The organism is Herbaspirillum sp. WGmk3, from assembly GCF_023952535.1.
Lineage (GTDB): Bacteria > Pseudomonadota > Gammaproteobacteria > Burkholderiales > Burkholderiaceae_D > Herbaspirillum > Herbaspirillum huttiense.
The window spans coordinates 1,205,697-1,225,208 of the sequence record NZ_JAKYWT010000002.1 but is presented as its reverse complement, the minus strand read 5'-3'; the positions used below and the strand labels follow the sequence as shown (position 1 = coordinate 1,225,208).

The window sequence follows — 19,512 nt, the reverse complement described above, 5'->3', positions numbered from 1 at the left end:
TGCCAGCGATGTCGCGGAAAGCCGCGCCCGTATTGGCTTTGCGGGAATCTGCAAAGAGTAGGGGCGTGACTTTTCCTGCGACCTCGCGGGCCTCAGGCTGACGGCTTTTCTTGTTGTTTTCGGAACGGAACTACAGCTTGCAGCACCCCGTGTTCAACTGCGGGTGCCTACTTTCCTGCGTCTTGCGACGACGCCGGAAAAATCCTTCATATCGCCGCGCGCACGGCAATCTGCTCGGCGTGCAGGCGTGCCCGAATCTGGCGCGCGAAATCCAGAGCGTGCGCGCCATCTCCGTGCAGGCATACGGTCTGTGCATTGACTTCGACCAGGCTGCCGTCGATGGCCTTGACCTTTTTCTGCTTGACCAGCATCAGGGTCTGGGCGATGGCGTCGGCATCGTTCTCGATCATGGCGCCGGGCTTGCTGCGCGCGACCAGGCTGCCGTCGGCTTCATAGGCGCGATCGGCAAACACTTCTTCCACCGCATTGAGGTCGGCATGGCGGGCGGCGGCGATCAGTTCGCTGCCGGCCAGGCCATACAGGCTCAGTTCCGGATTGAAGGTGCGGATGGCGGCGCAGATGGCATTGGCCAGCACGGCATCCTTGGCGGCCTGGTTGTAGAGCGCGCCGTGCGGCTTGACGTGGGTCATGCGGCCGCCTTCGGCGCGCACGATGGCATCGAGCGCACCGAGTTGATAGAGCATGCCGCTGACGATCTCTTCAGGCGGCAATTGCATGGCGCTGCGGCCGAAGTTTTCACGGTCGGGGAAACTGGGGTGGGCGCCGATGGCCACGTGGTTCTGGATCGCCCAGCGCACGCTGCGGCGCATGGTGCTGGCGTCGCCAGCGTGCCAGCCGCAGGCGATGTTGGCGGAGCTGACCAGGGTCAGCAGTTGTTCGTCGGTGTCGCAGCCTTCGCCGAGGTCGGCATTCAGATCGATATGCATGACGTTCCCTTATTTCTTGTAGAGCGTGGCGCGCGACCAGTCCAGAGCAGCGACCGTGGCGCGGATGGAATCGAGATAGCGCTGCTGTTCTTCGGCGGCGGCCAGGGCATCGGCCAGCTCGCAGGGTTCCAGGCGCAGGGTGCCGTTCAGCGGCGCTTGTGCCAGCTTCCACAGGTCGGCACCGATGATCACGCCGATCTTGGGATAGCCGCCGGTGGTCTGGGCATCGCCCATCAGGATGATGGGCTGGCCCGAGGGCGGCACCTGGATCACGCCCGGCACGACGCCATGCGAAAGCATGTCGCGGCCTTGCTTGCGCTTGAGCTCCGGGCCTTCGAGGCGATAGCCCATGCGGTTGCTGTTGGGCGTGACGCGCCAGGTGTCGGACCACAGCGCTTCCCGCGAGGTCTTGCTGAACTGATCGAATTCGGGGCCGGGCAGCACGCGCAGGGTGACGTGCTGGCTGTGTTCATCGGCGCGCAGGGCCAGGCCGCTCCAGCGCGGAGAACGCACGCCGAAGGCGGGGCCGTGGACCGCTGCAGCGGCTGAGCTGGTGTCGCCGATGGGGAGCTTGTCGCCACGCTTGAGGGCGCGTCCCTGATGGCCGCCGAAACCGGCCTTCAGGTCCGTGCTGCGTGAGCCCAGCACCACAGGGACATCGATGCCACCCGCTACAGCGAGATAAGTCCGCATGCTGTGGCGCGGGGCCTGCTCGGGGGAATCGGCGGCCGCCAGGCTGAGCTTGAGCACGCTGCCGGCGCGCACCGGAATGCTCCAGCAGGCGGCGACGGGTTTGCCATCGAGGGTGGCGCCGATGTCGTCACCGCCGAGGGCAATGCGGGTGTCGCGGGTGAAGCGCAGTTCGGCCACGCCCATGGTGATTTCAAGTCCGGCTGCATCAACCGGATTGCCTACCAGCAGGTTGGCACTGGCCAGGGCCAGCGTATTGAGGGCGCCGCCGGGATGGATGCCGAGGCTGCGATGGCCGGTGCGGCCCATGTCCTGCACCGAGGCCAGCATGCCGGGTTGGATGATGTCGATCATGAGGCCACGCGCTCCACGGTAAAGCGTACACGGTCGCCAGGACGCAGCAGCGTCGGCGGTTGCTGGGAAGGATCGAACAGTTGCAGGGCGGTGCGGCCGATGAGTTGCCAGCCGCCGGGGGAGGCCATCGGATAGATGCCGGTCTGTTCGCCGCCGATGCCGACTGACCCGGCCGGAATGCTCACCCGCGGCGTGGTGTGACGCGGCGTGGCCAGGCTGGCGTCGAGCCCGCCCATGTAGGCGAAGCCGGGCAGGAAGCCGAGGAAATAGACCACGTACTCGGCATGGCTGTGGCGTTCGATCACTTCCCTGGTCGACAGGCCGGTGTGACGGGCCACGTTGTCCAGGTCAGGACCGGCGCTGCCGCCGTAGACCACCGGGATCTCGACCGTGCGGCCTTCGCTGGCTGTGGTGCCGAGTTTGGGCCAGCTCTTCAGGACGCGTTGCGTCAGGATGTCCAGGTCGGCCACGGGGCGCTTGGTGATCAAGGTCAGGTTGTTCATGCCGGGCACGACTTCGCTGACTTCTTCCCATTCACTGGCCAGCGTGGCCAGTGCCCAGATGCGTTGCTGCTGGGGCAGGGTGGCAGGGGCCGGCAAACTGCAGAGCAGTGCGCGGTCGCCCAAGGGGTGGAGCTGGGGTGGCTGCATGTGTCTCTCGCCTCGGCTGAGATTTTTGTTGAGAACCCGGTCGTGCCGCTGCCGGGGTCAAGGTGCGTCTGGTGATGCCCTGCTTTTTTGCGGATATTACATTTCAAAGAAAATATAAACAATATGTCGATAAATTATTTATTTAATCTTTGCGCTATAGTGTTGCCATTCTGTCGTCCTGAGCCCCACGCTTCCCATGAGCCAAGAGAATAACGAGACGTCCAAGCCCGTCCTGACTGAATTGCCGGAGGCCATCGCGGCACCGCGCCCGACCAAGATCGTGTCGTCGCAGCACCTGGTGTCCGAACGCAGTGCCGAGCTTTCCGAGCTGGAATACGCCCTCATCATGGCCAGCAATGCCTTCAACCGCTGGATGGTGCGCTGCATGGCCGCCGCCGGTGCCAAGGACATGACGGCCATCGAGGTTTCGCTGCTGCATCATGTCAATCACCGGGACCGGAAGAAAAAGCTGGCCGATATCTGCTTCGTATTGAACGTCGAGGACACCCACGTGGTCACCTATGCCTTGAAGAAGCTGGTGAAGGCCGGCTACGTCAAGAGCGAGAAGGCGGGCAAGGAACTGCTGTTTTCGACGACTCCAGCCGGGCAGGCGCTGTGCATGAAGTACCGCGAGGTGCGCGAGCGCTGCCTGATTGAGGTGCAGGTCGAGAGCGGCATCCCCAACCAGGCCATCGGCGAGGCAGCCCAGCTGCTGCGCAATGCTTCCGGGTTGTACGACACGGCGGCGCGGGCAGCGGCTTCGCTTTGAGCCCATCACACCCCATTGAATTGAAGGATAGGACACATGCGCGCAATCGAAATCAAGCAATTTGGCGGCCCCGAGGTATTGCAGGCCTGTGAGCGGCCCGTGCCGGAGTTGAAGGCAGGTGAAGTGCTCATCAAGGTACATGCGGCGGGCGTGAACCGCCCGGACGTGTTTCAGCGCACCGGTAACTATCCGGTGCCGCCTGGCGCATCCGACCTGCCGGGCCTGGAAGTGGCTGGTGAGATCGTGGCCGGCGATCTGGGCGACAGCGGTTTCAAGCTGGGCGACCTGGTCTGTGCGCTGGTACAGGGTGGCGGCTATGCCGAGTTCTGCGCGGCGCCGCTGGCCCAGTGCCTGCCGGTGCCCAAGGGCTTGAGCGCGCTGGAGGCAGCGGCCCTGCCGGAAAACTACTTCACCGTGTGGAGCAACGTCTTCGACCGTGGCCAGCTGTCAGGTGAAGAGACCTTGCTGGTGCAAGGTGGTTCTTCCGGCATCGGCGTGACGGCCATCCAGATCGCCCGTGCGCTGGGACATCGCGTGTTTGCCACGGCCGGCAGCGCTGACAAGTGTCGTGCATGTGAAGAATTGGGCGCAGAACGCGCCATCAATTACAAAACCGAGGATTTCGAGGCGGTGGTCAAGGAATTGACTGGCGGCAAGGGTGTGGACGTGATTCTGGACATGGTCGGCGGCGACTACCTGCCGCGCGAGATCAAGTCCCTGGCCGACGATGGTCGCCTGGTCTTCATCGCCCAGCTGGGCGGCAGCAAGGGCGAGCTGGACATGGGGCAGGTCATGCGCCGCCGCCTGACCATCACCGGCTCGACTCTGCGTCCGCGCCCGATCGCCTTCAAGGCCGCCATTGCAGCGAACTTGCGCCAGCACGTGTGGCCGCTGATCGAGGCGGGCAAGATCAAGCCGGTGATCCATTATCGCTTCCCGCTGGAGCAGGCGGCACAGGCGCACGCCATGATGGAATCGAGCGCCCACATCGGCAAGATCATGCTGGAACTGTGACCGGATGAGCGCAGGGCGCACGGCCGAGACAGTCCGGCTTTGCGCCAAGCGCCTGTACCGGCTACAATGCGAGGTTATCCAAATTGACACCCATCTCGTAGAAATCAGCCTATGCGTCGCAAACTCGTAGCCGGTAACTGGAAAATGAACGGCAGCCTGGCTGCCAATGCAGCCCTGGTGGCTGGTATCAAGGAAGGCCTGCCGGCTGACGCATGTGATGTGGCTGTCTGTGTGCCGGCGCCTTATCTGGCGCAAGTGCAGGGCGCGGTGGCCGGTTCGGCCGTGGCGCTGGGTGCGCAGGACATGTCCGCGCACGCTTCCGGTGCCTTCACCGGCGAGGTGTCTGCGGCGATGCTGCAGGAATTTGGTGTGCAATATGTCATTCTGGGTCACTCCGAGCGTCGCGCCTATCATGGTGAGACCGACGCAGCGGTGGCGGCCAAGACGGTAGCAGCATTGAAGGCTGGCCTGGTGCCGGTGGTCTGCGTGGGCGAAACGCTGGAACAGCGCGAAGCCGGCCAGACCAACGAAATCGTGGGTGGCCAGCTCGACGTCGTACTCGCGGCGCTGAGCGTGGAAGAAGCGGCCCGCATCGTGGTGGCCTACGAGCCGGTCTGGGCGATTGGCACCGGCAAGACCGCCACGCCGGAAATGGCCCAGGAAGTGCATGCGATGCTGCGTGCGCGTCTCGGCGCCAAGAGTGCGGAAGCGGCGGCCAAGGTGCGCGTCCTGTACGGCGGCAGCATGAAGCCGGACAACGCCGAGCAATTGCTGGCCATGGCCGACATCGATGGCGGCCTGATCGGCGGCGCGGCATTGAAGGCGGCAGATTTTCTGGCCATCATCAAGGCAGCGGCCTGAAGTGAAGTAAGGGGTTTGTCAGTTGCGGAAGCGATACTTTGACGCAGATGCAGCAGGCGATTGAAACATCAAGAGTGGACTTGTTTAAATGAATACTTTGTTTTTGGTAGTGGTTGTAGTTCAGGTGCTGGCAGCGCTGGCGATCATCGGTCTGGTGTTGCTGCAGCACGGCAAGGGCGCTGACATGGGTGCGGCCTTTGGCTCCGGCGCGTCGGGCAGTCTTTTCGGTGCGACCGGCTCGTCGAACTTCCTGTCGAAGTCGACCGCGGTGGCTGCCGGCATCTTCTTCGTGGCAACCCTGGGCTTGACCTTCATCGGCAATCATCACACTGCACAAAGCGGCAGCGTGATGGATAATCTGCAGGCGCCGGCCGCTCCTGCACAGCAAGCTGCACCTGCTGCACCTGCTGCGCCGACCGAAGCTGCGAAGCCGGGCGACCAGTCGAACCAGATTCCGAAATAAGCCTTTGCGGATACTGAAATAATCGAAGAATAAAGTAGGAAGAATCTTTCTTTTTCGCTGATTGTGCATTGAACAAGAGTAACAAATGAAGGTACAATAGCTGCTTCAAGCCGACGTGGTGAAATTGGTAGACACGCTATCTTGAGGGGGTAGTGGCGAAAGCTGTACGAGTTCGAGTCTCGTCGTCGGCACCATAGAAATGAAATGAAAAGCCAGCGAAGGTCCTAGTGCCTGAGCTGGCTTTTTGTCGAGGAAGTTTCTGATTGATATTGAGAATCATTCCCATCGATAAACCAACGCATAGCGGCCAATCGTGAACCTCGAAAATTACTTCCCAGTCCTCCTGTTTATTCTTGTCGGCATCGGTGTCGGTGTCGCTCCCCAGCTCCTCGGTCGTCTTCTTGGTCCGCACAAGCCGGACGCTCAAAAAACTTCTCCTTACGAATGCGGTTTCGAAGCATTCGAAGATGCGCGCATGAAGTTCGATGTGCGCTACTACCTGATCGCCATCCTGTTCATCCTGTTTGATCTGGAAACCGCCTTCTTCTTCCCTTGGGGCGTGTCCATGCGTGAGCTGGGCTGGCAAGGTTTCGTCACGATGATGGTCTTCATCGCTGAATTTGTTGTCGGATTTTGGTACATCTGGAAAAAGGGTGCCCTGGATTGGGAGTAAGCCATGTCTATTGAAGGCGTATTGAATGAGGGGTTTGTTACCACCTCGCTGGATAAGGTAATCAACTGGACCCGTACCGGATCCCTGTGGCCCATGACCTTCGGTCTGGCGTGCTGCGCGGTTGAAATGATGCACGTCGGTGCGTCGCGTTACGACCTGGACCGCTTCGGTGCGGTGTTCCGTCCGTCGCCGCGCCAGTCCGACCTGATGATCGTGGCCGGCACCCTGTGCAACAAGATGGCGCCGGCGCTGCGCAAGGTCTACGACCAGATGCCGGAACCGCGCTGGGTGATCTCCATGGGCTCCTGTGCCAATGGTGGCGGCTATTACCACTATTCGTATTCGGTGGTGCGTGGCTGCGATCGCATCGTGCCGGTCGACGTGTATGTGCCGGGTTGCCCGCCGACGGCGGAAGCGCTGCTGTATGGCGTGATCCAGCTGCAGAACAAGATCAAGCGCACCAACACCATCGCGCGCTAAGAGGGCAGTATGACGACAAAATTGGAAACTCTCGAAGCCGCCCTGCGTAATGCGCTTGGAGGGTATCTTCAGAACCTGACCGTGGCCCTCGGTGAAGTCACCGTGGTGGTCAAGGCCGCTGACTACCTGTCGGCCATGCGCGTGCTGCGCGACCATGCCGACACCCGTTTCGAACAATTGCTGGACCTGTGCGGCGTGGATTATTCGACCTATGGCGATGGTGCCTGGGACGGTCCGCGCTTTGCCGTGGTGTCGCACCTGATGTCGATCTCGCACAACTGGCGTGTGCGTGTGCGCGTGTTCGCGCCGGATGACGACCTGCCCATCGTGGCCTCGGTCGATCCGATCTGGAATTCGGCTGGCTGGTACGAGCGTGAAGCGTTCGACTTCTACGGCATCCTCTTCGATGGCCACCCCGACCTGCGCCGCATCCTGACCGACTATGGCTTCATTGGCCACCCGTTCCGCAAGGACTTCCCGGTGTCCGGCTATGTCGAAATGCGTTACGACGCCGAACAGAAACGCGTCATCTATCAACCCGTAACGATCGAGCCGCGCGAAATCACCCCGCGCATCATTCGTGAAGAAAACTACGGGATCAAATAATGGCAGAGATCAAAAACTATACGCTGAACTTCGGTCCCCAGCACCCGGCCGCGCACGGCGTGCTGCGTCTGGTGCTGGAGCTGGATGGTGAAGTCATTCAGCGCGCCGACCCCCACATCGGCCTGCTGCACCGTGGTACCGAAAAGCTGGCCGAACAGAAGACCTTCCTGCAATCCGTGCCTTACATGGATCGCCTGGACTACGTCTCGATGATGAGCAACGAGCACGGTTACGTGCTGGCCATCGAGCGCCTGCTGGGTCTGGAAGTGCCGCTGCGCGCGCAGTACATCCGTGTGATGTTCGACGAAATCACCCGCCTGCTGAACCACCTTATGTGGATCGGCGCGCACGCGCTGGACGTGGGCGCAATGGGCGTGCTGCTGTATGCCTTCCGCGAGCGTGAAGACCTGTTCGACTGCTACGAAGCCGTCTCCGGCGCCCGCATGCACGCGGCTTACTACCGTCCGGGCGGCGTCTACCGCGACCTGCCGGACAGCATGCCGCAGTACAAGGCGTCCATCGTGCGCAACGAGAAGGCCATCCGCGAACTGAACGAAAATCGCCAGGGTTCGCTGCTGGACTTCATCGAAGATTTCACCAATCGTTTCCCGACCTATGTCGACGAATACGAAACCCTGCTGACCGACAACCGTATCTGGAAGCAGCGTCTGGTGGGCGTCGGCGTGGTCTCGCCGGAACGTGCATTGCAGATGGGCTTCACCGGTCCGATGCTGCGTGGCTCGGGCATCGCCTGGGACCTGCGCAAGAAGCAGCCGTATGAAGTGTATGACCTGCTGGACTTCGACATCCCCATCGGCAAGAACGGCGACTGCTACGACCGTTACCTGGTGCGCGTGGCCGAAATGCGCCAGTCCAACCGCATCATCAAGCAATGTGTGGAGTGGCTGCGCAACAATCCGGGCCCGGTCATCACCGACAACCACAAGATCGCGCCTCCCAAACGTGCGGACATGAAGTCCAACATGGAAGACCTGATCCACCACTTCAAGCTGTTCACCGAAGGCTTCCGTGTGCCTGCCGGCGAAGCGTATGCTGCCGTCGAGCATCCCAAGGGTGAATTCGGTATCTATCTGGTCTCCGACGGTGCCAACAAACCGTACCGCCTGAAGATCCGTGCCCCGGGCTTTGCCCACCTGCAAGCCCTGAACGAAATGGCCAAGGGCCACATGATTGCCGATGCGGTCACCATCATTGGTACGCAAGACATTGTGTTCGGGGAAATCGACCGATAAGTCGAAGTGTAAGAGTCAAGGCGGGCTTCTCAGGAAGCCCGTCAAGTTTGGGGAATATCCAATAACCGCGCAGTACTGATGCGCATGGATGGCCAACGATATGCTGTTAAGTCAAGAAGCCCTTAAGAAAATCGATCGCGAACTCGCGAAATACCCGGCGGACCAGCGCCAGTCTGCGGTCATGTCCGCGCTGCGCATCGCCCAGGTGGAACATGGCTGGCTGCCGGCCGAGCTGCAGCAGGAAATTGCCGACTACATCGGCATGCCCGCCGTGGCCGTGCAGGAAGTCGCGACCTTCTACAACATGTTCAACACCAGCCCGGTGGGCAAGCACAAGATCACCGTGTGCACCAACCTGCCGTGTCTGCTGTCGGGTGGCGAGCGTGCTGCCCATCACCTGAAGCACAAGCTGGGCATCGATTATCGCGAAACCACGGCCGACGGCCAGTTCACGCTGATGGAAGGCGAATGCATGGGCGCTTGCGGCGACGCACCGGTCATGCTGGTCAACAACCATCAAATGTGCAGCTGGATGTCCAACGAAAAGATCGACGCGCTGCTGGAGGAACTGAAGAAATGACCTGCCTGCACGACCGCCACATCAAACCGCTGATCCTCGCCGACCTGAATGGCGAGAACTGGCATCTCGAGGATTACGTCAAGCGCGGCGGCTACGATTCGCTCAAGCGCATCCTCAACGAGAAGATCACTCCGGAACAAGTCATCGCCGACCTCAAGGCCTCGGGCCTGCGTGGTCGCGGCGGTGCGGGTTTCCCGACCGGCCTGAAGTGGAGCTTCATGCCGCGCCAGTTCCCGGGCCAGAAATACCTCGTCTGCAATACAGATGAAGGTGAGCCGGGCACTTTCAAGGACCGTGACATCATTCGTTACAATCCGCACGCATTGATCGAAGGCATGATCATCGGCGGCTACGCGATGGGCATCACGGTCGGCTACAACTACATCCACGGTGAAATCTTCGCCGAGTACGAGCGTTTCGAAGAAGCCCTGGAAGAAGCCCGTGCGGCCGGCTTCCTGGGTGACAACATCCTCGGTACCGGTTTCAGCTTCCAGCTGCATGCGCACCACGGTTATGGCGCCTACATCTGCGGCGAAGAAACTGCACTGCTGGAGTCGCTAGAAGGCAAGAAGGGCCAGCCGCGCTTCAAGCCGCCGTTCCCGGCCAGCTTCGGCCTGTACGGCAAGCCGACCACCATCAACAACACCGAGACCTTTGCGGCCGTGCCCTTCATCTTCAAGGTAGGCCCGCAGGCCTACGCCGAGATGGGCAAGCCCAACAACGGCGGTACCAAGATCTTCTCGATCTCGGGCGACGTCGAGCGTCCGGGCAACTACGAGATCCCGCTGGGCACCCCGTTCTCCACCTTGCTGGAACTGGCCGGTGGCATGCGCGGCGGCAAAAAGATCAAGGCCGTCATCCCGGGTGGTTCGTCCGCACCGGTGATCCGTGGCGACGTCATGATGGACACCACCATGGACTACGATGCCATCGCCAAGGCCGGCTCGATGCTGGGTTCGGGCGCGGTGATCGTGATGGACGAGACGCGCTGCATGGTCAAGTCGCTGCTGCGCCTGTCCTACTTCTACTATGAAGAATCCTGCGGCCAGTGCACACCGTGCCGCGAAGGCACCGGGTGGATGTACCGCATGGTGGAGCGTATCGAAAACGGTCACGGCAAGATGGAAGATCTGGACGTACTGAACTCGGTAGCCGACAACATCCAGGGCCGCACCATCTGTGCGCTCGGTGATGCAGCGGCGATGCCGGTACGCGCGTTCGTGAAGAATTTCCGCGAAGAGTTCGAATACCACATCGAGCACAAACACTGCCTGGTTCCGGCTTACATCTGAACAGGGCAGGGGATGCTGGCGGGATGCGATAAGCCTTCCGCCGGTATCGTTGGCAAAGAATATTTAGCTTGGGCAAACAGCCATGGTTGAAATCGAAATAGACGGCAAGAAGGTTGAAGTGCAAGAAGGCAGCATGGTCATGGACGCTGCCAACAAGATCGGCACGTACATCCCTCACTTCTGCTATCACAAGAAACTGTCCATCGCGGCCAACTGCCGCATGTGCCTGGTCGAGGTTGAAAAGGCCCCGAAGCCGCTGCCTGCCTGCGCCACGCCGGTCAACAACGGCATGATCGTGCGCACCGCCAGCGACAAGGCGGTCAAGGCCCAGAAGGGCGTGATGGAATTCCTCCTGATCAACCACCCGCTGGATTGCCCCATCTGCGACCAGGGCGGTGAGTGCCAGCTGCAGGATCTGGCCGTCGGTTACGGCGGTTCCTCCTCGCGCTACCAGGAAGAAAAGCGTGTCGTGGAGCCCAAGGACGTCGGTCCGCTGATCTCCATGAAGGAAATGAACCGCTGCATTCACTGCACCCGCTGCGTGCGCTTCGGCCAGGAAGTGGCCGGCGTGATGGAGCTGGGCATGCTGGGCCGCGGTGAACATTCCGAGATCACCACCTTCGTCGGCAAGACCGTGGACTCCGAACTGTCGGGCAACATGATCGACCTGTGCCCGGTCGGTGCGCTGACCTCCAAGCCGTTCCGCTACAGCGCCCGTACCTGGGAACTGTCGCGCCGCAAGTCGGTGAGCCCGCACGACAGCGTCGGTGCCAACCTGATCGTCCAGGTCAAGAATGGCAAGGTCATGCGCGTGCTGCCCTTCGAAAATGAAGAAGTCAACGAGTGCTGGATCTCTGACAAGGACCGTTTCGCTTACGAAGCGCTGGACAGCGATCAACGCCTGACCAAGCCGATGTTGAAGCAGGACGGCAAGTGGCAGGAAGTGGACTGGCAGACTGCGCTGGAATACGTCGCCCACGGCCTGCGCAACATCCGTCACGAACATGGTGCGGACTCGATCGCCGCGCTGGGTACCCCGTACTCCACGCTGGAAGAGCTGAGCCTGCTGCAGAAGCTGGTGCGCGGTATCGGTTCGGACAACGTCGACTTCCGCCTGCGCCAGTCCGACTTCGGCCTGGACGGCCAGATCAAGCCGTGGCTGGGCATGTCCATCGTCGAGTTCTCGCAGCTGAACCGCGTCTTCGTGATCGGTTCCTTCCTGCGCAAGGATCACCCTCTGCTGTCGGCCCGCCTGCGCCAGTCCGCCAAGAGCGGTGCCAAGGTCAGCGTGCTGCACGCCACCGACGACGATCTGCTCATGCCGATCGCCAACAAGATCATCGCCGCTCCTTCGGCATGGCTGTCCGCCTTGGCCGAAGTGGCCGTGGCCGTGGCTGAAGCCAAGGGTGTGGCTGCCCCCGCCGCCTACGCTGGCGTGGTGGCATCGGACGCTGCCAAGGCAACTGCCGCCAGCCTGCTGTCGGGCGAAGGCCGTGGCGTCTTCCTGGGCAACGCTGCGGTCCAGCATCCGCAAGCTGCGCAACTGCATGCTGCTGCACAGTGGATCGCCGAACAGACCGGTGCCAAGCTGGGCGTGCTGACCGATGGCGGCAACGCCGTGGGCGGCTACCTGGCCAACGCCGTGCCGACTCCGGGCAAGGGTGCCAATGCCGCTGCCGTGTTCGCACAGCCGCGCAAGGCTTACCTGCTGTTGAACGCCGAGCCGGAACTGGACAGCTACGATCCGCAAGCGGCCCGTGCCGCGCTGGGCCAGGCCGAGATGGTCGTGGTGATGTCGGCCTACCAGCACGGTGCCGACTATGCCGACGTGCTGCTGCCGATCGCACCCTTCACCGAAACCGCCGGTACCTTCGTCAATGCCGAAGGCCGTGCACAAAGCTTCAACGGTACCGTCAAGCCGGCCGGCGATGCGCGTCCGGGCTGGAAGGTCCTGCGCGTGCTGGGCAACCTGCTGGAACTGGAAAACTTCGATTACGAAACCGCCGAATCCATCCGCGACGAGCTGCTGGGCAAGGAAACCGACCTGTCGGCTCGCCTGAACAACATCGCCAGCGTGCAAGCGCAGGCTGTGCAAGCCGCCGCCGGTGGCGTCGAGCGTGTGGCGGATGTGCCCATCTACTTCGCTGACGCCATCGCACGCCGTTCACCGCCGCTGCTGGAAACCCGCGACGGCCAGGCGCCCAAGGCGTGGCTGTCGGCTGCTTTGGCCGCCAAGCTGGGTGTGGCCGAAGGCGACAAGGTCAACGTCAAGCAAGGCTCGGGCAGCGCTGCGCTGACCGCCGCCATCGATAAGAAACTGCCGGAAAACGTGGTTCGCGTCGCTGCTGCGCACGCCTCCACCGCTGCACTGGGCGGCATGTTTGGCGCAATCGTCGTGGAGAAAGCGTAAAAATGGATCACCTGATCGCCCAAATCAACAATGTGGGACCGGCGCTGCTGGGTCCGACCCTGTTCACGCTGGTGTGGACTCTGGTCAAGATCCTGGTGGTGATGGTGCCGCTGCTGGTGTGCGTGGCCTACATGACCTACTGGGAGCGCAAGCTGATCGGCTGGATGCACGTGCGCCTGGGCCCGAACCGCGTGGGTCCCGCCGGTCTGCTGCAGCCCATCGCTGACGCCGTCAAGCTGATCTTCAAGGAAATCTCGACCCCGTCCAAGGCCAACAAGGCGCTGTTCTACCTGGCGCCGGTGATGACCATCATGCCGGCGCTGGCCGCCTGGGCCGTGGTGCCGTTCTCGCCGGAACACGTGCTGGCCAACGTCAACGCCGGCCTGCTGTATCTGATGGCCATTACCTCGATGGAAGTCTACGGCATCATCATCGCCGGCTGGGCCTCGAACTCGAAGTACGCCTTCCTGGGTGCAATGCGCGCTTCGGCACAGATGGTGTCCTATGAAATCTCCATGGGCTTCTGCCTGGTGGTGGTGCTGATGGTCACCGGCAGCCTGAACATGACCGACATCGTGCTGGCCCAGACCAAGGGGCAGTTCGCCGGCATGGGCCTGAACTTCCTGTCCTGGAACTGGCTGCCGCTGCTGCCGATCTTCGTGATCTACTTCGTCTCCGGCGTGGCCGAGACCAACCGCCACCCGTTCGACGTGGTGGAAGGTGAATCCGAAATCGTGGCCGGTCACATGATCGAATACTCCGGCATGTCCTTCGCCATGTTCTTCCTGGCCGAATACGCCGCGATGATCCTGATCTCGATCCTGACCGCACTGCTGTTCTTCGGCGGCTGGTCGGCTCCGGTGTCCGCGCTGGACTTCATCCCGGGCTGGATCTGGCTGGGCTTGAAGACCTTCTTCTTCCTGTCGCTGTACGTGTGGATCCGCGCATCGTTCCCGCGCTACCGCTATGACCAGATCATGCGTCTGGGCTGGAAAGTGTTCATCCCGCTGACCCTGGTCTGGCTGGTGGTCGTGGCGATCTGGATCCAGTCGCCCTGGAATATCTGGAAATAAGTTGGAAGGCTGAGGCTAAAAATGGAAGCTATTAAGGATTTTTTCGGCAGCCTGATGCTCCGCGAACTGTTCAAGGGCCTGGCCCTGACCGGTCGCTATCTGTTCAAGCGCAAGATCACCGTGCAGTTCCCCGAGGAAAAGACGCCGATGTCCCCGCGTTTCCGCGGCCTGCATGCGCTGCGCCGTTATCCCAACGGTGAAGAACGCTGCATCGCCTGCAAGCTGTGCGAAGCGGTCTGCCCGGCGATGGCCATCACCATCGAATCCGAGCAGCGTGAGGACGGAACCCGTCGCACCAGCCGCTACGACATCGATCTGACCAAGTGCATCTTCTGCGGTTTCTGCGAAGAGTCCTGCCCGGTCGACTCGATCGTCGAAACGCACATCCTGGAATACCACGGTGAAAAGCGGGGCGACCTGTACTACACCAAGGAAATGCTGCTGGCAGTGGGCGACCGTTACGAAAACGAAATCGCCGCTGCACGTGCGGCCGACGCCGCCTACCGTTGATCGGTGCTGCCGGGTGGCCCTGCGAAATACGGGGCAGCCGGGCAGGGTGGTGCAGGGCTTGCGGCAAGGTGTCGGATGTATTGCGATGGGGTGGCCTGCTGTGCGGTCCCCGTGCTGATTGAATGAACCAACTTCTGGTTGATTATGGAATTTAAAACTGTCTTGTTCTACGTGTTCGCGGTGCTGGTGGTAATCGCCGCCGTTCGCGTCATCACGGCCCGCAACCCGGTGCATGCGGCGCTGTTCCTGGTGCTGTCCTTCTTCTCGGCAGCGGGCCTCTGGATGCTGCTCAAGGCCGAGTTCCTGGCCATCGTGCTGGTGCTGGTCTATGTCGGCGCGGTGATGGTGCTGTTCCTGTTCGTGGTGATGATGCTCGATATCAACATGGACAAGCTGCGCGAAGGCTTCTGGGGCTACTTCCCGCTGGCGGCCACCATCGGCGTGATCATCGTGCTGGAAATGGCAGCCGTGCTGCTCAACAGCTTCTGGGTCTACGAATCGCAGGTGCCGGCCGTCTCCGACACGCTGGGCCAGACCAAGCCGCTGGGCAAGCTGATCTTCACCGAATACGTCTACGCCTTTGAAGTGGCGGCCGTGATCCTGCTGGTGGCCATCGTCGCCGCCGTGGCACTGACCCTGCGCAAGCGCAAGGACAGCAAGTACTTCGATCCGGCCCAGGCCGTCAAGGTCAAGGCATCGGACCGCGTGCGCCTGGTCAGCATGAAGGCCGAATCCACCCGCAATGCACCCGCAGCCGACGCTGCCGCTGCAGCGGCCGACAAGCCGGCCGCCGGTCAACAATCTTAAGAAGGGCGCACAAGAATCATGGCAATCACGCTCTCCCACTACCTGATCATCGGCGCGATCCTGTTCGCGATCTCGATCGTCGGCATTTTCCTGAACCGCAAGAACGTCATCGTCCTGCTGATGGCCATCGAACTGATGCTGCTTGCGGTCAACATGAACTTCATTGCTTTCTCGCATTACCTTGGTGACGCGGGCGGACAGATCTTCGTGTTCTTCATCCTGACCGTAGCTGCGGCTGAGTCCGCCATCGGTCTGGCGATTCTGGTGGTGCTGTTCCGTAACCTGGATACCATCAACGTGGAAGACCTCGACAGCCTCAAGGGCTGAGTCGGCATCCGCAGCGTCCTGTTTTTGCGTTCTGGTTTGAATTTCATTTAAAGATGGGAGGCCCCCTTGCAGCAGCGCTGCGGGCGGGGCAGCCAATAAGCGATAAGGTTCATCATGGCTGGGCAACTTAACCCACATCTTCTTCTTGCTGTACCCCTGGCGCCGCTGGCAGGCTCGGCCATCGCCGGTCTGCTGGGTACCAAATTCTTCGGCAACGTGGTTGGCCGCAAGGTGTCGCATACCGCGACCATCCTGGGCGTGCTGATTGCCGCCATCATCTCCATCCAGACCCTGCTCGCAGTGCTGGACGGCGCGACCTACAACGGTACGCTGTACAACTGGATGACGGTGGCCGGCCTCAAGCTGGAGATCGGCTTCATGGTCGACAGCCTGACTGCGATGATGATGTGCGTGGTGACTTTCGTGTCCCTGATGGTGCACATCTACACCATCGGCTACATGGCTGAAGATGAAGGCTACAACCGCTTCTTCTCCTACATCTCGCTGTTCACCTTCTCCATGCTCATGCTGGTCATGAGCAACAACTTCCTGCAGCTGTTCTTCGGCTGGGAAGCGGTGGGCCTGGTGTCCTACCTGCTGATCGGTTTCTGGTACACCCGCCCGACCGCCATCAAGGCCAACATGAAGGCCTTCCTGGTCAACCGCGTGGGTGACTTCGGCTTCATCCTGGGTATCGGCCTGCTGCTGGCCTACGCCGGTTCGATGAACTACACCGAAGTCTTCGACAAGCGCGCCGAGCTGGCCCAGCTGACCCTGCCGGGTACCGACTGGATGCTGCTGACCGTGGCGTGTATCTGCCTGTTCGTGGGTGCCATGGGCAAGTCGGCCCAGTTCCCGCTGCACGTCTGGCTGCCGGACTCGATGGAAGGCCCGACCCCGATTTCCGCGCTGATCCACGCCGCCACCATGGTGACGGCCGGTATCTTCATGGTGACCCGCATGTCGCCGCTGTTCGAACTGTCCGACACCGCGCTGTCCTTCATCCTGGTGATCGGTGCCATCACGGCGCTGTTCATGGGCTTCCTGGGCACCATGCAGAACGACATCAAGCGTGTGGTCGCTTACTCCACGCTGTCGCAGCTGGGTTACATGACCGTGGCGCTGGGTGCGTCGGCCTACTCGGTGGCCGTGTTCCACCTGATGACCCACGCCTTCTTCAAAGCACTGCTGTTCCTGGGTGCCGGTTCGGTCATCATCGGCATGCACCACGACCAGGACATGCGCAACATGGGCGGCCTGCGCAAGTACATGCCCATCACCTGGATCACTTCGCTGCTGGGTTCGCTGGCGCTGATCGGCACCCCGTTCTTCTCGGGCTTCTACTCCAAGGATTCGATCATCGAAGCCGCGGCCGAGTCGCACCTGGCCGGTTCGGGCTTCGCGTATTTCGCCGTGCTGGCCAGCGTCTTCGTGACGGCCTTCTACTCCTTCCGCATGTATTTCATGGTCTTCCATGGCAAGGAGCGCTTCGGCCAGGCGCACGGCCATGACGATCACCACGCTCCGGCTGCGGCCCACGGCGTGCATGACGACCATGCGCACGATGCCCACGACGATCACGGCCATGATGAGCACCATCACGGCCTGGCTCCGGGTCAGAAGCCGCACGAGTCGCCGCTGGTGGTGACCCTGCCGCTGATCCTGCTGGCCATTCCCTCGGTCATCGTCGGTTTCTTCGCGATTTCGCCGATGCTGTATGGCGACTTCTTCAAGGGCGTGATCTTCTTTGGTGAAAACCACAAGGTCATGGAAGAACTGGCCCACGAATACCACGGCCCGGTGGCCATGGTGCTGCACGCCTTCACCAGCGCGCCGCTGTGGCTGGCCATCGCCGGTGTGGTCGTGGCGTACTACTGCTACATGATCAATCCGCGCGTGCCGGCCTGGTTCAAGGAAAAGTTCAGCATCATCTACACCATCCTGGACAACAAGTACTACATGGACAAGTTCAACGAAGTCGTCTTCGCCGGCGGTGCCCGCCTGCTGGGCAGCGGACTGTCCACCGTGGGCGACCGTGGCATCATCGACGGCCTGTTCGTCAACGGCAGCGCCAAGGTCGTCGGCTGGTTCTCGAAATTCACGCGTCTCTGGCAGTCCGGTTACATCTATCACTATGCGTTCGTGATGATCATCGGGGTGCTGGGTTTCCTGGTGTGGTTCATGCCGTTCCCGTTCGCCAAATAAGCTGTCCGAGTAAATAACAACCATGATGCAGTCAACATTTCCCATCTTGAGCCTCGCGATCTGGGTACCGATCGTCTTCGGCATCCTCGTCCTGGCACTGGGCCGCGACAGCAATCCGGGCCTGACCCGCTGGCTGGCGCTGTTCGGGTCGCTGGTCGGCCTGGTCGTTACTTTCCCGCTGATCCAGCACTTCGATCCGCTGGCGCACGGTTACCAGTTCGTCGAAAAGACGCCCTGGATCGACCGCTTCAGCATCAGCTACTTCCTCGGGCTGGACGGCATCTCGCTGTGGTTCGTGCCGCTGACCGCCTTCATCACGGTCATCGTGGTGCTGGCCGGCTGGGTGGTGATCCAGAAGCGCGTGGCCCAGTACATGGGTGCCTTCCTGATCCTCTCCGGCATCATGATCGGCGTGTTCTCCTCGCTGGATGCGATGCTGTTCTACGCCTTCTTCGAAGCGACCCTGATCCCGATGTTCATCATCGTGGGCGTCTGGGGCGGCGACAACCGCGTGTATGCAGCCTTCAAGCTGTTCCTGTACACGCTGCTGGGTTCGCTGCTGATGCTCATCGCCCTGATCTACCTGTACTACGTGTCGGGCGGCAGCTTCGAGATCCCGACCTGGCATCAGGTGCCGCTGTCGATGATGGAACAGAAGATCCTGTTCTTCGCCTTCCTGGCCGCTTTCGCGGTGAAGGTGCCGATGTGGCCGGTGCACACCTGGCTGCCTGACGCCCACGTGCAGGCACCGACCGGTGGCTCCATCGTGCTGGCTGCCATCATGCTGAAGCTGGGTGCCTACGGTTTCCTGCGCTTCTCGCTGCCGATTCTGCCGGACGCCAGCCATGCGCTGTCGGGCTTCATGATCTTCCTGTCGCTGGTGGCCGTGATTTACATCGGTCTGGTGGCCCTGGTCCAGCAGGATATGAAGAAACTGGTCGCCTACTCATCGATCGCCCACATGGGCTTCGTCACCCTGGGCTTCTTCATGTTCAACGACATGGCAGTGCAGGGCGGTATCGTGCAGATGATCTCGCACGGTTTCGTCTCCGGTGCGATGTTCATGTGTATCGGCGTGCTGTATGACCAGATGCACACCCGTGAGATTTCGCAGTACGGCGGTGTGGTCAACAAGATGCCGCGTTTCGCCTTCTTCTTCATCCTGTTCTCGCTGGCCAACTGCGGCCTGCCGGCCACTTCCGGTTTCGTCGGCGAATTCATGGTGATCCTGGGTGCAGTGAAGTTCAATTTCTGGATTGGCCTGTTGGCCGCCACCGCCCTGATCCTGGGCGCGGCGTACTCGCTGTGGCTGGCCAAGCGCGTCATCTTCGGCGCCGTGACCAACCATCACGTGGCCGAACTGGTGGATGTGAATGGCCGCGAGTTCTTCATCCTGGGCCTGCTGGCGATCGCTACCCTGGTCATGGGTATCTATCCGGGCATCATCACCGACAGCATCCAGACCTCGGTGACCGACCTGCTGAAGCACGTGGCGGTCTCCAAGATCAACTGATCTGCGCAGAAGAAGTGAAGGGCGGGGCGCTCGCG

20 protein-coding genes and 1 tRNA gene are annotated in these 19,512 nt (G+C 61.4%); 18 read left to right on the top strand and 3 right to left on the bottom strand.

All coding sequences use genetic code 11. From position 1 onward, the window contains the following. Positions 1-206: 206 nt before the first annotated feature. Genes pxpA through pxpB form a run of 3 tightly spaced genes read right to left on the bottom strand, consistent with a single transcriptional unit; the run spans position 207 to position 2,641 of the window. On the bottom strand, positions 207-947 hold the full coding sequence (pxpA, locus tag MKD49_RS11425; protein ID WP_204725291.1) for a 5-oxoprolinase subunit PxpA: 741 nt from the start codon (positions 945-947) through the stop codon (positions 207-209). A gap of 9 nt (positions 948-956) precedes the next feature. Next, on the bottom strand, positions 957-1,991 hold the full coding sequence (locus MKD49_RS11420; RefSeq protein WP_252696313.1) for a biotin-dependent carboxyltransferase family protein: 1,035 nt from the start codon (positions 1,989-1,991) through the stop codon (positions 957-959). Continuing rightward, on the bottom strand, positions 1,988-2,641 hold the full coding sequence (gene pxpB, locus MKD49_RS11415; protein ID WP_252696312.1) for a 5-oxoprolinase subunit PxpB: 654 nt from the start codon (positions 2,639-2,641) through the stop codon (positions 1,988-1,990). Before pxpB ends, MKD49_RS11420 begins: the two co-directional genes overlap by 4 nt. 196 nt (positions 2,642-2,837) lie before the next feature. Here pxpB and MKD49_RS11410 point away from each other — a divergent pair, with 196 nt between their 5' ends. From MKD49_RS11410 to MKD49_RS11325, 18 genes are all read left to right on the top strand, one after another. After that, positions 2,838-3,410, top strand: a complete 573-nt coding sequence (locus MKD49_RS11410) for a winged helix DNA-binding protein (RefSeq protein WP_252696311.1) — start codon at positions 2,838-2,840, stop codon at positions 3,408-3,410. A gap of 36 nt (positions 3,411-3,446) precedes the next feature. Next, positions 3,447-4,424 (top strand): NAD(P)H-quinone oxidoreductase, encoded by a 978-nt coding sequence (locus tag MKD49_RS11405; protein ID WP_252696310.1) that lies wholly within the window; start codon positions 3,447-3,449, stop codon positions 4,422-4,424. Positions 4,425-4,535: 111 nt separating this feature from the next. Next, complete coding sequence (gene tpiA, locus MKD49_RS11400) at positions 4,536-5,285, top strand: triose-phosphate isomerase (RefSeq protein ID WP_252696309.1); 750 nt, start codon at positions 4,536-4,538, stop codon at positions 5,283-5,285. Between the two features lie 88 nt (positions 5,286-5,373). Continuing rightward, positions 5,374-5,748: a preprotein translocase subunit SecG gene (secG, locus tag MKD49_RS11395; RefSeq protein WP_204725295.1), complete on the top strand. Its 375-nt coding sequence runs from the start codon at positions 5,374-5,376 to the stop codon at positions 5,746-5,748. Between the two features lie 109 nt (positions 5,749-5,857). Then, a tRNA-Leu gene (locus tag MKD49_RS11390) sits at positions 5,858-5,942 on the top strand. Positions 5,943-6,061: 119 nt separating this feature from the next. Then, entirely contained in the window at positions 6,062-6,421 is a 360-nt protein-coding gene (locus MKD49_RS11385; RefSeq protein WP_006712939.1) for an NADH-quinone oxidoreductase subunit A, read from the top strand. 3 nt (positions 6,422-6,424) lie between these two features. Beyond that, entirely contained in the window at positions 6,425-6,901 is a 477-nt protein-coding gene (locus MKD49_RS11380) for an NADH-quinone oxidoreductase subunit B family protein (RefSeq protein WP_006712940.1), read from the top strand. A gap of 9 nt (positions 6,902-6,910) precedes the next feature. Continuing rightward, positions 6,911-7,507 (top strand): NADH-quinone oxidoreductase subunit C, encoded by a 597-nt coding sequence (locus tag MKD49_RS11375; RefSeq protein ID WP_034330585.1) that lies wholly within the window; start codon positions 6,911-6,913, stop codon positions 7,505-7,507. After that, positions 7,507-8,760, top strand: coding sequence for an NADH-quinone oxidoreductase subunit D (locus MKD49_RS11370; protein WP_034330584.1), 1,254 nt, complete (start codon positions 7,507-7,509; stop codon positions 8,758-8,760). Before MKD49_RS11375 ends, MKD49_RS11370 begins: the two co-directional genes overlap by 1 nt. An 88-nt stretch (positions 8,761-8,848) precedes the next feature. Further along, the gene (gene nuoE / locus MKD49_RS11365; RefSeq protein ID WP_006712943.1) at positions 8,849-9,340 is read left to right on the top strand and encodes an NADH-quinone oxidoreductase subunit NuoE; all 492 of its coding nucleotides are present in this window, start codon (positions 8,849-8,851) and stop codon (positions 9,338-9,340) included. Further along, complete coding sequence (nuoF, locus tag MKD49_RS11360; protein ID WP_008327658.1) at positions 9,337-10,632, top strand: NADH-quinone oxidoreductase subunit NuoF; 1,296 nt, start codon at positions 9,337-9,339, stop codon at positions 10,630-10,632. Before nuoE ends, nuoF begins: the two co-directional genes overlap by 4 nt. Before the next feature lie 82 nt (positions 10,633-10,714). Beyond that, a complete protein-coding gene (gene nuoG, locus MKD49_RS11355; protein WP_121039200.1) occupies positions 10,715-13,042 on the top strand; it encodes an NADH-quinone oxidoreductase subunit NuoG in 2,328 nt (775 codons plus the stop codon). 2 nt (positions 13,043-13,044) lie between these two features. After that, a complete protein-coding gene (gene nuoH / locus MKD49_RS11350) occupies positions 13,045-14,115 on the top strand; it encodes an NADH-quinone oxidoreductase subunit NuoH (protein ID WP_121039202.1) in 1,071 nt (356 codons plus the stop codon). 21 nt (positions 14,116-14,136) lie between these two features. After that, complete coding sequence (gene nuoI / locus MKD49_RS11345; RefSeq protein ID WP_008327661.1) at positions 14,137-14,625, top strand: NADH-quinone oxidoreductase subunit NuoI; 489 nt, start codon at positions 14,137-14,139, stop codon at positions 14,623-14,625. Positions 14,626-14,769: 144 nt separating this feature from the next. After that, positions 14,770-15,432 carry an NADH-quinone oxidoreductase subunit J gene (locus MKD49_RS11340; protein WP_034337675.1) on the top strand — a complete coding sequence of 221 codons (663 nt, stop codon included), beginning with the start codon at positions 14,770-14,772 and terminating at the stop codon, positions 15,430-15,432. Positions 15,433-15,450: 18 nt separating this feature from the next. After that, positions 15,451-15,759, top strand: coding sequence for an NADH-quinone oxidoreductase subunit NuoK (gene nuoK, locus MKD49_RS11335; RefSeq protein ID WP_013233782.1), 309 nt, complete (start codon positions 15,451-15,453; stop codon positions 15,757-15,759). A 114-nt stretch (positions 15,760-15,873) separates the two neighbouring features. Next, positions 15,874-17,964 carry an NADH-quinone oxidoreductase subunit L gene (gene nuoL, locus MKD49_RS11330; protein ID WP_034337678.1) on the top strand — a complete coding sequence of 697 codons (2,091 nt, stop codon included), beginning with the start codon at positions 15,874-15,876 and terminating at the stop codon, positions 17,962-17,964. Positions 17,965-17,986: 22 nt separating this feature from the next. Then, complete coding sequence (locus tag MKD49_RS11325) at positions 17,987-19,477, top strand: NADH-quinone oxidoreductase subunit M (RefSeq protein ID WP_039786695.1); 1,491 nt, start codon at positions 17,987-17,989, stop codon at positions 19,475-19,477. The last annotated feature ends 35 nt before the right edge of the window (positions 19,478-19,512 follow it).